The organism is Streptococcus infantis (genome assembly GCF_047463615.1).
Lineage (GTDB): Bacteria > Bacillota > Bacilli > Lactobacillales > Streptococcaceae > Streptococcus > Streptococcus infantis_X.
On sequence record NZ_JASHDO010000001.1, the window covers coordinates 16,512 to 30,779 of the forward strand.

At 41.4% G+C, this 14,268-nt stretch carries 15 protein-coding genes; all 15 read left to right on the forward strand.

The window, feature by feature from the left end; translation table 11 throughout:
* The first annotated feature begins 175 nt into the window (after positions 1–175).
* The 15 genes from QM874_RS00105 (at position 176) to QM874_RS00175 (ending at position 14,193) form a co-directional block, all read left to right on the forward strand.
* Positions 176–349 (forward strand): hypothetical protein, encoded by a 174-nt coding sequence (locus QM874_RS00105; protein WP_001171243.1) that lies wholly within the window; start codon positions 176–178, stop codon positions 347–349.
* On the forward strand, positions 346–1,170 hold the full coding sequence (locus tag QM874_RS00110; protein ID WP_000822756.1) for a replication initiator protein A: 825 nt from the start codon (positions 346–348) through the stop codon (positions 1,168–1,170). Before QM874_RS00105 ends, QM874_RS00110 begins: the two co-directional genes overlap by 4 nt.
* A 157-nt stretch (positions 1,171–1,327) precedes the next feature.
* Complete coding sequence (gene dcm, locus QM874_RS00115; RefSeq protein WP_315687697.1) at positions 1,328–2,683, forward strand: DNA (cytosine-5-)-methyltransferase; 1,356 nt, start codon at positions 1,328–1,330, stop codon at positions 2,681–2,683.
* A complete protein-coding gene (locus tag QM874_RS00120) occupies positions 2,667–3,095 on the forward strand; it encodes a hypothetical protein (protein WP_000770702.1) in 429 nt (142 codons plus the stop codon). The genes dcm and QM874_RS00120 overlap by 17 nt, the downstream gene beginning before the upstream one ends.
* Before the next feature lie 9 nt (positions 3,096–3,104).
* Complete coding sequence (locus tag QM874_RS00125; RefSeq protein ID WP_000890151.1) at positions 3,105–3,488, forward strand: hypothetical protein; 384 nt, start codon at positions 3,105–3,107, stop codon at positions 3,486–3,488.
* 9 nt (positions 3,489–3,497) lie between these two features.
* Positions 3,498–3,731 (forward strand): hypothetical protein, encoded by a 234-nt coding sequence (locus tag QM874_RS00130; RefSeq protein ID WP_000999832.1) that lies wholly within the window; start codon positions 3,498–3,500, stop codon positions 3,729–3,731.
* 2 nt (positions 3,732–3,733) lie between these two features.
* Positions 3,734–4,315: a CPBP family intramembrane glutamic endopeptidase gene (locus QM874_RS00135; RefSeq protein WP_000826253.1), complete on the forward strand. Its 582-nt coding sequence runs from the start codon at positions 3,734–3,736 to the stop codon at positions 4,313–4,315.
* Positions 4,316–4,391: 76 nt separating this feature from the next.
* The gene (locus QM874_RS00140) at positions 4,392–4,880 is read left to right on the forward strand and encodes a hypothetical protein (protein ID WP_000093689.1); all 489 of its coding nucleotides are present in this window, start codon (positions 4,392–4,394) and stop codon (positions 4,878–4,880) included.
* Positions 4,880–6,700, forward strand: a complete 1,821-nt coding sequence (locus QM874_RS00145; protein WP_000253516.1) for a VirD4-like conjugal transfer protein, CD1115 family — start codon at positions 4,880–4,882, stop codon at positions 6,698–6,700. Before QM874_RS00140 ends, QM874_RS00145 begins: the two co-directional genes overlap by 1 nt.
* A 17-nt stretch (positions 6,701–6,717) precedes the next feature.
* On the forward strand, positions 6,718–6,960 hold the full coding sequence (locus QM874_RS00150) for a hypothetical protein (protein ID WP_001072180.1): 243 nt from the start codon (positions 6,718–6,720) through the stop codon (positions 6,958–6,960).
* Positions 6,961–6,976: 16 nt separating this feature from the next.
* Complete coding sequence (locus QM874_RS00155; protein ID WP_001066427.1) at positions 6,977–7,831, forward strand: type IV secretion system protein; 855 nt, start codon at positions 6,977–6,979, stop codon at positions 7,829–7,831.
* A gap of 61 nt (positions 7,832–7,892) precedes the next feature.
* Positions 7,893–8,246, forward strand: coding sequence for a PrgI family protein (locus QM874_RS00160; RefSeq protein WP_001097594.1), 354 nt, complete (start codon positions 7,893–7,895; stop codon positions 8,244–8,246).
* Positions 8,203–10,554: a VirB4-like conjugal transfer ATPase, CD1110 family gene (locus QM874_RS00165; protein ID WP_002921334.1), complete on the forward strand. Its 2,352-nt coding sequence runs from the start codon at positions 8,203–8,205 to the stop codon at positions 10,552–10,554. Before QM874_RS00160 ends, QM874_RS00165 begins: the two co-directional genes overlap by 44 nt.
* A complete protein-coding gene (locus QM874_RS00170) occupies positions 10,551–13,355 on the forward strand; it encodes a phage tail tip lysozyme (protein WP_414315776.1) in 2,805 nt (934 codons plus the stop codon). Before QM874_RS00165 ends, QM874_RS00170 begins: the two co-directional genes overlap by 4 nt.
* 244 nt (positions 13,356–13,599) lie before the next feature.
* A complete protein-coding gene (locus QM874_RS00175) occupies positions 13,600–14,193 on the forward strand; it encodes a PBECR4 domain-containing protein (RefSeq protein ID WP_001012715.1) in 594 nt (197 codons plus the stop codon).
* The last annotated feature ends 75 nt before the right edge of the window (positions 14,194–14,268 follow it).

Genomic DNA, 14,268 nt, shown 5'->3' on the forward strand with positions numbered 1-14,268 from the left:
TGGTTTCCTGCCAAAAATCCTGCCAAAAAATCTTTGGCAGGATTTTTGTTTTTATATAAATATACTGTGCAGAATTGCTATTCTTCAACATTTGTATTTGTAAAAATATATTTTTATGTGAGCGAGAACATTTCAATAAGTGTTCTCGCTTTTTTCTATTTTCAGGAGGAAAATCATGCAAAAGAATGAACAGTCATCACGACAAATTGTGATGTGTCATCTCATGGCTATCATGAGAATTGATATCGAGAAAGCAAAGAGGATTGTTGTTGAAATGGAAGAGTTTGGCTTAATCCAGTTTGATGATATGGGGAATGTTGGTTTGTTAGTGTTGGAGGGACAATCATGAAACGTATCACCGCAAATCACTATCTAACGTCAGAGCGTTACTATAAACTCCCAAAACTCTTATTTGAGAGTGAGCGCTACAAGGACATGAAACTTGAGGTTAAGGTTGCTTATGCTGTTCTAAAAGACCGTTTGGAATTGTCATTAAGTAGAGGATGGATAGATGAAGATGGAGCTATTTATTTGGTCTATTCCAACTCCAAGCTCATGGCACTACTTGGCTGTTCCAAGTCAAAATTATTGTCGATTAAGAAAACCTTACGAGAGTATGGTTTGATAGATGAAGTCCAACAATCTTCCAGTGAAAAAGGACGTTTGGCCAATAAGATTTATTTGGGGGAGTTGGAACATGAACCTACCCCTGTCTCAAATTCAGACGGGGGTGGTGTTAAAAAAACACTAGGGGGGTATCAAAATCAGCCGGGGCCAGTCTTAAATTCAGCCACTAGTGAGACTGAAGTTAGTGAGACTGATATGAGTGAAACTAAAGAGAGTGAGTCAGTCATTGAAGACGAGGAGGAGAAAGAAAGTCTAACAAGTAAGAAATGTGACAATGACAATTTTCAACGTAAAGTAGACCGAGTCACAAGATACGACAGAGATTACATTTGGGGCTTGGTACATGATCAGTTGAGACAAGTTGGTCTATCACAGGCTGCTAGTGATTATGCCATGATTTATTTTGATCATCGGTATCAGTACGCTTTAGAGTATATGAGGTTTGCAGATAGGGCAGAAACGATAGCGGAATATGTCTTTAATGGCGTCTTATCCGAATGGACCAAGGTCCAACGCTTAAAAGAACTAAAAGGGGGTGAGTAAGATGTTTTGGTGGATATTATTAGGTATTTGGGGATTAGGAATGATTTGGTTCATTTTTGAACTTATCACTGCCCCAGAAATGGAAGATCATTGTTAAGAAAGGACGTTACGCAAGAAGTAAGGTCCTTTTTTATTTTGTCAGAAAGGAATGAGAGACATGAAGTTTTTAGATTTGTTTGCAGGAATTGGAGGCTTTAGGATGGGATTAGAAAGCCAAGGCCATGAGTGCATTGGTTATTGTGAAATTGACAAGTTCGCAAGAAAATCCTACCAAGCCATCTACGTCACGGAAGGAGAAATAGAATTACATGATATTAGACAAGTCACAGACCAAGACTTTAGACAACTTAGAGGGCAAGTGGACATCATCTGTGGGGGATTCCCTTGCCAGGCATTTTCACTCGCAGGCAGACGATTGGGATTTGAGGATACTAGGGGAACTTTGTTCTTCGAAATTGCTCGAGCGGCCAAACAGATCCAACCACGTTTTTTATTTCTCGAAAATGTCAAGGGCTTACTCAGTCACGGCAAGGGAGAGACATTTCGAACAATCCTCACCTCATTGGATGAGTTGGGGTATGATGTTGAATGGCAGGTGCTTAACAGTAAAGATTTCCAAGTGCCGCAAAACCGTGAAAGAATTTTTATTATCGGACATTCTAGAAGATACCGTCCCCGATTCCTATTTCCTCTCAGAGGAGAAATCAGCTCAGTTAGTCTTGAACGATTAGGTAATGTTAATCCGTCAGGCAAAGGGATGAATGGAGAAGTCTATTTATCACGTGGCATAGCACCAACCTTAACCAGAGGAAAAGGTGAGGGAACTAAAATTGCCATTCCTGTTTTAACTCCTGATAGGCTAGAAAAACGCCAACATGGGAGACGCTTTAAAGGGAACGATGATCCGATGTTTACTTTAACTAGCCAAGATCGGCATGGTGTAGTTGTCGCAGGAACTTTACCAACTTCTTTTATCCAAACTGGGCGAGTTTATGACCTTTCAGGGCTTTCTCCAACACTGACCACGATGCAAGGAGGGGATAAAGTTCCTAAGATTCTTTGTCGTGAAGAAGCGCCACATTTGAAAATTAGGGAAGCGACCAAACTAGGCTATGCCAAGGCAATAGTGGGAGATTCTGTCAACCTTGCTTACCCAGAGTCTACCAAACGCAGAGGTCGAGTGGGAAAGGGGATTTCAAATACCCTAACCACTTCTGACAATATGGGAGTGGTAGTTGCTGCTTTGGAATACCGTAAGGACAAGTGGTATGAAGTGACTGGAATAATCCTAGATGGAAAACTGTATCGTTTGAGAATCAGACGCCTAACCCCAAGAGAGTGTTTTAGGTTACAAGGATTTCCTGACTGGGCTTTTGAGAGGGCAGAAAGTGTTTCAAGTAAAAGTCAGTTGTATAAACAAGCAGGCAATAGCGTGACCGTCACCGTTATCGAGGCCATTGCTAGAGAATTTAGAAAGATTGAAGAGGAAGAAGAACATGAAATTATTACATAGTAAAAGTATTAGGAACTGCACGGAGCTAGAAGAAGCCATACATCAAGCAGAAGTGGAGAGATTTTCGGAAATGATTGCTTCTTTACCCAATTATGATTGTGACATTGATGTCACTTTTGAAGATGACTACCACAAAGAAATGAATTATCCGTTAGCTTATGAGTCCAACTTACACCGTATTTTTGAGTTTATTGAAACCCAAGACATCAAAAATGGTGTTGATACTTATCTAACGGATGAGAACGATCTCGCCTTTAGGGCATATGGGCAAGGCTATTCTTGGAATGATAAGAATGATGTCGTCACCACATTAATAACAGTGAAGTGCTTTGGTGAAGGCAGGTCACCCATCGATATGAGTAAGGTGTTTACGCCACCAACTCAAGCATTAGAGAAGGAGCTATCTGTGTAGGAGGAAGCGATGTTAGAAATCTATTTAAGTCGAAATACCAGTCGGAATCAAAAACTCCTGTCTTTTTGTGACTCGCATGGTATTTCTTACTCCTGTAAAGAAGTGAGTTATCTATCACGTGAGGAATTACTGAGGTTGTTTACCAAAAGCAGTGATTGTTTTACGCTCTTATCCCCTTCGCTACAACGATTTAAAGGTCATAGAGAGATGAAATTGAGTGAGTTAGTGACGGTGGTTCTACGGAAACCTGACCAGAATCTTCGTCTCCCAATTGTGGTTTGTGAGGATAACGTGTATCCCGATATGAGTTTAGAAGAAGCGAGAACCTTTCTTCCGAGAAGTCAAAAAGTGGTTTCCTTTCGTGAACATCTTTTTAAGGATATGACGACATAAGGAGGAGCTATGAACGACCGTTTTTGGGAAAATTTGGAAATTATCGTTATGGAAAGAGAGCTGTCATGGGCTGACCTTGCTCGACAGATGTTTAAGGGACAATACGTCTACCCTAGTGAGTTTAACCGCCTCTACCAAACCTTTCGCCACTACAAATCTCATCGTCTCATGCCACAAGGTAAATGGGTGGAGAAAATAGTGACTGTCTTAGAGATTGACTATGAAGATTTGTTTAGGAGGTAGAGATGAAACGTTTATTAGTCATGTACGGAGCCATTCATGTCAATGTACTCCTAGTGAGTTTGTACCTGATTGGTTGGCTAAATGGGACATGGTTACCTGTTTTACAAGTGACATTTTTAGCCCTGCTATTGTGGGGTTGGAAAAGGTTTAAGATACCGAAAAGAAACCTATCCTTGAAGGAGAGAGGGCTTTGGGTGTGTGGTAGTCTAGGTGTCATGGTAAGTATGGCTCTTATTATGAGTGCTCTATTTTCAGGAAGCGAACCAAACCAAGAAACGTTAGTGACTGTTCAAGACCGGATTCCTGTTCTGTCCTTTATTCTTTTTCTCCTTAATGCCAGTGTTGTGGAAGAAGTCTTTTATAGAGAGGTGTTGTGGGGAGTCTTGTCTCAACCAGTGGTTCAAGTTTTGTTAACGAGTTTCCTTTTTGCTTTAGCTCATCACCCATCCAGTCTATTCACTTGGGTGCTTTATGGGAGTTTAGGTCTCACACTTGGTGTGGTTAGAGGGCAAACAGACTGCTTGAGCTCAACTCTCGTTCACCTGTCTTGGAATGGAATCGTCTTTTTCCTATCTTTATTGTGATACCAAAATCAAGGGTGCTTTCGTATCATGAAAGCACCCTATTGTTTTGATGGGGAATCATATAAAGGAGGAAATGATGTCATCCGAACAACAGGAACGCCAAGCGATTCAATATGCGGAACGGAGTGCTATGTTTACGGTGAAGGTCCTTCTCAAACTCTTAGAGTGGTCAGCCAGACACGCCCTAGCACAAGACTCGGCTTATAAAGTTGGGGTTCAAAAGTTAGAAGAACTCCTTCAAAGTCCATATGCCATTGAGTCGCTGAATATCTCAAAAGACATTTTGGATAAACCAGTTGATGTCGAGAAATTCAAGGAATTGGTGGAATCAGAAAACCTTCCTATTGCCATTAGTTGGCAAGGAGACTACCTGCATTTCTATGCTAAGGATAAGTCGCTCTTAGACAAGCACTTAGATGAGTTGCTTCAGAAGTTGGTTTCCAATCCAGAAAAACTGAAAGGGCTAACTATGGATAAAACTCTTGATGAGGAAATCGCACAAGCCAAGGAACAGATTGTGATGTCAGAACCCTCTGCTGTGAAAACAAAGGAGGTCATTCTCTAATGGTCTCAGGGAAAAAAGTTTTTTTCTTTGGTATTTTAGGGCTTGCTCTTGGCTATTTCTGCCATAGGCTAGTCTTGCTTTACGATAGCCTACCTAATCAACCGCCCTTGGAACGCCTTGCCTATCTCTTAGGCGAAGGACAGAATCAGGTCTTAAATCCCTTGTGGAATGGCAACTTTACAGGTAAATCAATTTTGGGCTTTTGCTTTGGATTTGTGACGATGGGCCTAGTCTATCTTTATGTCTCAACTGGTCAAAAGGTTTACCGAGAAGGGGCGGAGTATGGTTCTGCTCGCTTTGGAAACAATCGTGAGCGTAAAGCCTTTCTCAGTAAGAATCCCTTTAATGACACCATCTTGTCACGAAATGTTAGGCTAACCCTGTTAGAAAAGAAAGCCCCACAATTTGACCGAAATAAGAACCTTGTGGTCATTGGTGGGTCTGGTAGCGGGAAGACCTTTCGGTTTGTGAAACCCAATCTGATTCAGCTAAACTGTTCCAATATTGTCGTTGACCCTAAGGATCACTTAGCTGAAAAGACAGGTAAGCTTTTTTTAGAGCATGGCTATCAGATTAAGATCTTAGATCTTGTAAATATGACCAACTCAGATGGTTTTAATCCTTTTCGCTATGTGGAAACGGAGAATGATTTGAACCGTATGCTTACGGTCTATTTCAATAATACCAAAGGCAATGGCAGTCGCAGTGATCCCTTTTGGGATGAAGCTTCCATGACCTTAGTCAGAGCCATTTCCTCTTACTTGATGGATTTTTACAATCCTCCAGGTAGTAAAAAGGAAGAAGCCGATAGTCGTCGTAAGCGTGGGCGTTACCCCTCTTTTTCTGAAATTGGAAAACTCATCAAGCTCTTATCCAAAGGAGATAATCAAGATAAGAGTGTCTTAGAAGTGATGTTTGAGACCTATGCCAAGACATATGGGACAGAAAACTTCACCATGCGTAACTGGGCAGACTTCCAAAACTACAAGGATAAGACCTTAGATTCGGTGATTGCCGTCACAACAGCTAAGTTTGCCCTCTTTAATATCCAATCTGTCATTGATTTAACCAAACGTGACACCTTGGACTTAAAAACATGGGGAACGCAGAAAACCATGGTTTATCTCGTTATTCCAGATAATGACACCACCTTTCGCTTTCTCTCAGCCCTCTTTTTCTCCACCGTCTTTTCAACTTTAACGAGACAAGCTGATGTGGACTTTAAGGGACAACTACCTATCCACGTGAGAAGTTATTTAGATGAATTTGCCAATGTCGGCGAGATTCCAGACTTTGCGGAACAAACCTCAACAGTTCGCTCACGGAACATGAGTCTCGTACCCATTCTTCAAAACATTGCCCAACTTCAAGGGCTCTATAAGGAGAAGGAGGCTTGGAAAACTATTCTAGGAAACTGTGATAGCTTGCTTTATCTTGGAGGCAATGATGAAGAGACCTTTAAGTTTATGAGTGGTCTCTTAGGCAAACAAACCATTGATGTGAGAAGTACCAGTCGGTCGTATGGCCAAACAGGGTCTGGGTCAACGTCTCATCAAAAAATCGCAAGGGATCTCATGACCCCTGATGAAGTCGGAAACATGAAACGTGATGAATGCTTGGTGAGAATAGCAGGGGTTCCTGTTTTTAAGGAGAAAAAGTTCTTCCCCTTGAAACACAAGAACTGGCAATACCTGGCGGATAAGGAGTCAGATGAACGTTGGTGGCATTTCCACATTGACCCCCTCAAAACAGAGGAAGTTCCGTTTGAACCCTCAGACCACAAGGTTAGGGATTTAAGCAAAGAAACCACACTACACTAATAGAAAAGAGGAATCGTATGAACCAAAAATTAACAGGCTTTGTTTATGGCGTGGACGCTAGTTCCATGTTTGCCCAAGCCATGGCGCTCTTACAAAAAGGAATGGTTGCGACAGGTGCCTTTCTTGTCGTCATGGGTATTATAAACCTATCAACCAATATCAAAGATGGTGGACCTGGTGTCCGCAATGCCATCTTAGAAATTGTGGGTGGTGTTATGGTAGGTGCCGCAGGTGCCTTCATCACCCAAATTACCATTTAGGAGGGCAAGATATGACATGAACAACACATTACCTTCAGCTTTTGTCTTTCTAGCCTCGGAGAAAATTTCAAGCGATAGCCTTTTTGAAGGCTTTAACGTGGACTTGGAATCGACGGCCAACTTGGTAAAATCCCTTGCGGATTATAACCCAACCGTGTGGTCTTATCTGTCAGCTATCACAAAAGGAGTGATGCAGCCCTTGGGAGTGGCTATTTTAGCCGTTGTGTTAGTCCTTGAGTTTTCTAAGATGGCTAAGAAAATCGCCAACTCAGGTGGTGCCATGACCTTTGAAGCTATTGCTCCTATGATTGTCTCTTATATTATGGTGGCTGTGGTCATTACAAACACCACTGTTATTGTAGAAGCCATTTTAGCCGTTGCTTCTCACATCATTGAAGGCGTAGCTGGTGTCGTTTCTCATGGGGGAACGACTTATGAGACCATTTCAGGACTTAAAGGGTCAGGAATTATTGGAAAACTGATTGTTGGTTTCTTTGCCATTCTGATATGGTTAGTGCGATTGGTTAGCGTGATGGTGGTGAATCTCCTTATTACTATTCGCTTTATCCAACTTTATCTCATGATTCCATTTGCGCCTCTAACGATTCCGACCTTCCTCAGTGATGACTGGCGAAGTATTGGGATTGGCTACCTGAAAAACATCATGGTCTATGCCCTTCAAGGGGTCTTGATTTTCTTAATCATCTCCCTTGTTCCCCTCTTTGAATCAGCTGGGAAATTGGCTCTCTCAAATGGTGCAGGAGTGACGGAGACGCTAGCGACTGCCTTTGGTGGTTTAGTTCAGGCTATTTTATTGATCATTGCCTTGGTGGGCAGTCAACGGACTGCCAGAAGTATCCTAGGCATGTAAGGAGGATTGGGAAGGACGTTCCTCCCAATCTTTTTTCATATTCATCTTAGATTGGAGTCTTATGAATACACGTGTTTTTAAGGACATCACAAAAGTCCAACATAGGGCTTGGCTAGGCTTTACCACACGACAAGTTATCTTTGTCTTGCCAGCCATTGCCATTACCATCCTGATTTTAGGGTTAAACCTCTTTTATTGGCAATTTGGGGATTGGTTTGTCTATGGTCTTATCTTTACCTTTACCATTCCCCTCATGTTATTTGGGGTTTATCGCCCTAATGACTTACCATTTGAAACGTATCTTAATTATAGATGGCATTATGAAATGACCATACCAGATCGTACACTAACTGGACAGAAAGGAATACGCAATGAAAAAAACAAACCACTCAATGAAACCAAAGACCTCTTCTAAGCACAAGAAGACACGTAAACCAAAAGAAGAAGTGCTACCAACAACTGTTAATACGCTTCTTTACCAAGGCCTTTTTCCTAATGGTCTCTTGCAAGTCACCCCAGATTATTTTTCTCAGTCCTATCTTTTAGGAGATGTCAATTACCAAACGGTTGGTTTGGAGGATAAGGGAGCGATTATGGAAACCTATTCAGACTTGATTAACAGTTTGGATGACAAGACCAATTTCCAACTTACTATTTTTAACCAGAGGGTCAACTTGGATAAATTTAGAAAGGGTGTCTTGTATCCTCTTCATGAGGATGGGTATGATACCTATCGTGAAGAACTCAATCGTATCATGGAGAATAACTTAGAAGCTGGAGAAAATAACTTTTCAGCGGTTAAGCTCATTTCTTTTGGGAAGTCAGACCAAAATCCGAAACTCGCTTATCGCTCCCTGTCTCAGATTGGGGAATACTTTAAGAGTGGTTTTTCTGAAATAGATGCGAATTTTACTCTCCTCAGTGGAGAAAGCCGTGTGAACCACTTGGCTGATATGTTGCGAGGGGAAAATCATTTGCCCTTTACTTATCAAGACCTGGTGCGTTCAGGTCAAACAACCAAGCACTTTATTGCCCCAACCAGTATATCTTTCAAACATAAGAATTATGTAGAGATTGACGATAGAGTGCTTCAGATTGTCTATGTTCGTGACTATGGGATGGAGTTGGGGGATAAGTTCTTACGAGAACTCATGCAGTCGGATTTAGAAGTGATGATTAGTCTTCATGCCAAAGGGTCAGCCAAGTCAGAAGCCATGACCAAGCTCCGCACCAAGAAGACTTTGATGGAATCGCAAAAAATTGGGGAACAACAAAAGATGGCACGATCTGGCGTTTATCTTGAAAAGGTTAGTCAGGTTCTAGAAAGTAACATCGATGAAGCCGATGAGCTGATTAAAACCATGACGCAAACAGGCGACAAGCTCTTTGACACCCTTTTTGTGATTGGGGTCTTTGCGGATAACGAAGACCAGTTGAAACACTCCCTTGATACTATCAAACAAGTTGCAGGTTCTAATGACCTTGTGATTGATAATCTGACCTATATGCAGGAAGCTGCCTTTAATAGCTTATTGCCATTTGGCATGAACTACCTTGAGGGTGTGTCTCGGTCTCTTTTGACCTCAAACATTGCCGTGAATTCCCCATGGACCTCTGTTGACCTACAAGATAAGGGAGGGAAATTTTATGGGATAAACCAGATTTCAAGTAATATCATCACCATTGACCGTGGGAAACTCAATACCCCATCAGGATTGATTCTAGGGACATCAGGTGCTGGTAAAGGGATGGCGACTAAGCATGAAATCATCTCAACCAAGTTAAAAGAAGAAGAGAGTGATACCGAAATCATCATTGTAGACCCAGAAAATGAGTACAGTATCATTGGTCAAGCCTTTGGTGGGGAGAGCATTGATATTGCGCCTGACTCTACCACTTTCTTAAATGTTTTAGACTTATCCGATGATAATATGGATGAAGACCCTATTAAGGTCAAATCTGAATTTCTTCTCTCTTGGATTGGGAAGCTCTTGGACCGAAAAATGGATGGTCGAGAAAAGTCCTTGATTGACCGTGTGACACGGTTGACCTACAAGCATTTTGCCACACCATCTCTCGTGGAATGGGTCTTTGTCCTCTCTAAACAACCTGAACAAGAAGCCAAAGACTTAGCCCTTGATATGGAGCTTTATGTGGAAGGGTCACTCGATATTTTCTCACACCGCACTAATATTAAAACGGATAGCCATTTCCTCATTTACAATGTTAAAAAGTTAGGGGATGAGTTGAAGCAGATTGCCCTCATGGTGATTTTTGACCAGATTTGGAATCGTGTGGTTAAAAACCAAAAACTTGGCAAGAAGACCTGGATTTACTTTGATGAAATGCAGCTGTTGTTGCTGGATAAGTACGCTTCAGATTTCTTCTTTAAATTATGGAGCCGTGTCCGTAAGTATGGAGCCATTCCAACAGGCATTACTCAAAACGTAGAAACCTTACTACTTGATGCCAACGGGAGACGTATTATCGCTAATAGCGAGTTCATGATACTTCTAAAACAAGCTAAAAATGACAGAGAAGAGTTGGTTCATCTTTTGGGCCTATCTAAGGAGCTTGAGAAATACTTGGTTAACCCAGATAAGGGAGCTGGATTGATTAAGGCTGGTTCAACGGTTGTTCCCTTTAGAAATAAAATCCCACTTCAAACCCAACTCTTTGACATCATGAGTACCGATCCAGAAAAGATGAGGAGTGAATCATGACAAGAGAGCAACAGAAGGTCAAGGTAGCCCGTAAAACCTTTCAGAGTAGTTTAAAGGCCAGCCGTATCCATTACCGTAGGGAGAAGAAGGGGTTAAAACGCTCACTTCCTAAGCGACGCTTTATCATGCGCCGAGCTGAGAAAGCTGAAACAAGGGAACAACGTCAGGCTCTGAAGCAAACCTATCAAGAGGAAAAAGACCTAGCGACAGATACCTTTAAGGAAGCGATTGCCTATGTGTCACCCAGATGGCTAAAGCGTAAGGAAATTAAGAAGTATCGGCTTCCTCAAGCCAGACAGCGCCTAGCAGTAGCGAGAAAACACTTGGCAGAGGTCAAGATGGCCGAAAAAGAGGAGAAAGCCACTTCTAAGTTTACCTATCAGAAAAAGCCAACAGAATCAAAAACGTCACGGTTTCAGTTTCAAAAAGAGAAACCTCTTGAACGCCTTCAGGCAGAAAATGGGGTGAAATCAGCGAAGCGGGACGTGAAACAACTGAAAAAAGCACATCAGTTTAAGACCCCCTCGACTAAGGTCAAACGAGGGTTACGCTATGTCGCTTCAGAATCACTTGATCTAGTCGCTCAAGATGATGACTTAGAGGGAATCAGAACCCTAAAAGAGTCTGTGATCAAAGGAAGACGCTATGGGAGATTTACTTATCAGTCAGGAAAACTCCTTGTCAAAAGTGGGCAGACTGGTCTTCGGTTTACTAAGACGAAAGCTGCTCATAGTAAGGAGCGGTATCAGAACTTTAAAAAGGGGAAAGGGTTCACCCGTCAGAAGCCCTTAAAACCAAGAAGACGTTACCAGACTTTTCTCAAACAAGCTAGAAAACAGAGTGTGTCAGGAATAACAAAGGTTATTCAAGCGATTAAGAATAGCCTGACCTTCTTTTCATCGATTGCCCTTAATCCTATGACTTGGGTCGTGTCAGGCCTCTTGTTTTTCTTGCTTTTGATGATGAGTTTTGTTATAGGAATTTCAGGAACTACTCTCATTCAACAGGATGAGAGTGAACTGACAAAAGCCTATACTCACATGACGTGGGAAGATGCGGAAAACACCCGAACCAATCCCACTGGCATTACCTACTACACCAAGATTGATGACGTTATGGGCTTTATGAATCTCAAGTATCAAGATTATGCTTTAGAAGAAATCATGGAAAATGGTGATAAGACTTATCACGCCTATCTCAGTCAACTTTGGCAGGACTTAAACGGTGGGGATTCTTTAAAATCCATGCTTGAGTTGACCAAGGAGCCTGCCTACAAACTCTCTGATGACGATAGAGAAGACTTAAAGGAATTAAGTGAGGAAGGCACATACCTTGCCCTCCAAGAATTGGATAATCCATTTCAGGGACAGACTGAAGATGATGCGCTTACCATGACAGTTCGTTATGGTTATGAGGTGATTGATGACAAGCCAACGCTTCATCATCATATCATTCTAGAAGCAAAAGAAAATCAAGTGATTGTGGCTCCCATGGATGGTAAGGTTTCCCTAGATGGCGAGAACATTATCATCACGTCAGGTAAGGGACTAAACAAGTCTCAATTGACCTTGTTTAATATCCATACTGGTCGAGTGAGCGATGGCCAAAAGGTACAAGCAGGAGAGGTGATTGGTAAAACTAAGGATGGTGCTGGTCTTAAAGTGACCTATCAAAAGGTTGACGATGATTCAGAGAAACTGGTTTACGTCAATCCAGCCTTTTACTTTCCTAAAGTCATTCAACTCCAAACGACCATTCTACCTACCATTGGTCAATTTGGAGGCGATGAGTTTGCGAGAGCCAAAGCTATCTATGAGTATTTGAAGAGTCAAGGAGCGACTAATCAAGCGATTGCGGCTATTTTAGGAAACTGGTCAGTAGAATCCTCTATCAATCCTAAACGAGCTGAAGGTGATTACTTATCGCCTCCTGTTGGTGCAACGGATAGTTCTTGGGACGATGAGGGCTGGTTGTCTCTAAATGGTCCAGCTATCTATAATGGCAGGTACCCCAATATTCTAAGACGTGGCTTAGGCTTAGGGCAGTGGACAGATACAGCTGATGGGTCACGCAGACATACTTTATTATTAGAGTATGCCAAAGGGAAAAATCAGAAGTGGTATGACTTAGGCTTACAATTGGATTTTATGCTCCATGGGGATAATCCTTACTATACCAACTGGTTAAAAGATTTCTTCAAAAACTCAGGAAGTCCAGCCAGTCTTGCCCAACTCTTTCTCATTTATTGGGAGGGAAATAGTGGTGACAAACTCCTAGAACGTCAAACGAGAGCAACGGAGTGGTATTACCAAATTGAGAAAGGCTTTAGCCAACCAAATGGTGGGACCGCCCAAAGTGATCCAAAAGCGCTAGAAGCGGTTCGAGGAGACCTTTATGACAACTCCGTTCCAGGTGGAGGTGACGGTATGGATTATGCCTATGGGCAATGTACGTGGGGAGTTGCCGCTCGGATTAACCAATTGGGCTTGAAACTCAAAGGCCGAAACGGTGAGAAAATCCCAATTATCAGTACCATGGGGAATGGTCAAGATTGGGTGGCGACAGCAGCACGTCTTGGTGGAGAAACAGGTAAGCTACCAAAAGCAGGAGCGATTATTTCCTTTGCGGGAGGAGGTCATGGATCGCCGACAGAATACGGGCATGTCGCCTTTGTCGAGAAAGTTTACCCAGATGGATCTTTCCTTATCTCAGAAACCAACTATAATGGCAATCCTAACTATACCTTCCGTAAGTTATCAGGAGTCGATAGTACGATTAGCTTTGCTTATACAACGAAATAAATTTTTTGGAAGAATACATCTTTAGATAAATCTTTATATGATGTTTTAATTGACATTAGGAAGTAGTTAGGTTATACTATATGTGTAGATAACAAGAGTATTTACTAAGCGTTAAGCATTATTGGTCGGTTGGTTTGACTGGTAGTGTTTGCTTTAGTAGGGTTGTGTGTGAACACCTCGAGCCAACAATGAAAACACTCGATGAAAGGATTCGTATGAATCCTTTTTTCGTAGAAAGATTACTATGAATGGTGACTTATTAAAATTAGCAGCAAAAAATTTTGAACCTTTATTAAATAAGAAAATTACAATTGAACTTGGTAGAAAAGGACAGAAAACGGTTTTAGACATTCTGTTTTCAAAAGACCATTTCTTTCACTTAGCTGGACTTCATAAACTAAATGATATACATTTTAGCCATAAAAAATCTTCTCTAGTTTTTGATGATATTTTAGACGACCGGATTAACTCTGACTTATTAGAATCTTCGTTGTATTATGATAAAAAAGGGGTTAGGTCACGTTTAGAAATTTTGTCGTATTTATATGATGGCTTTACAAAGCCTAATCTTGTCGTTAGAAAAGCAAAGAATTTCCCCATCAAAGGTAGTAAATTAAGATGGAGTTATTTGGTGGAATTTTACATTGATGACATCCGTCTAGGTGAGTTTTTTATTGATAACTATCGAAGTGGTCATTCTAATGAATTTATTGGTGTCAGTATTTTTGAAAAATCTGAAAAAGATTATACTGTGAATCAAACAAAGTTTACAATACTTTCAGTTTATGAAACAAATATCGTGTCAGGAAATGTAGAGGTTCTTTTCACTAGAATGTAGTTCTCTTAGTTATATATAATATCATGTTGTTATCGAATTGGGGCGTGCTAGTCACGTCTGGGAGGATCTGATGCG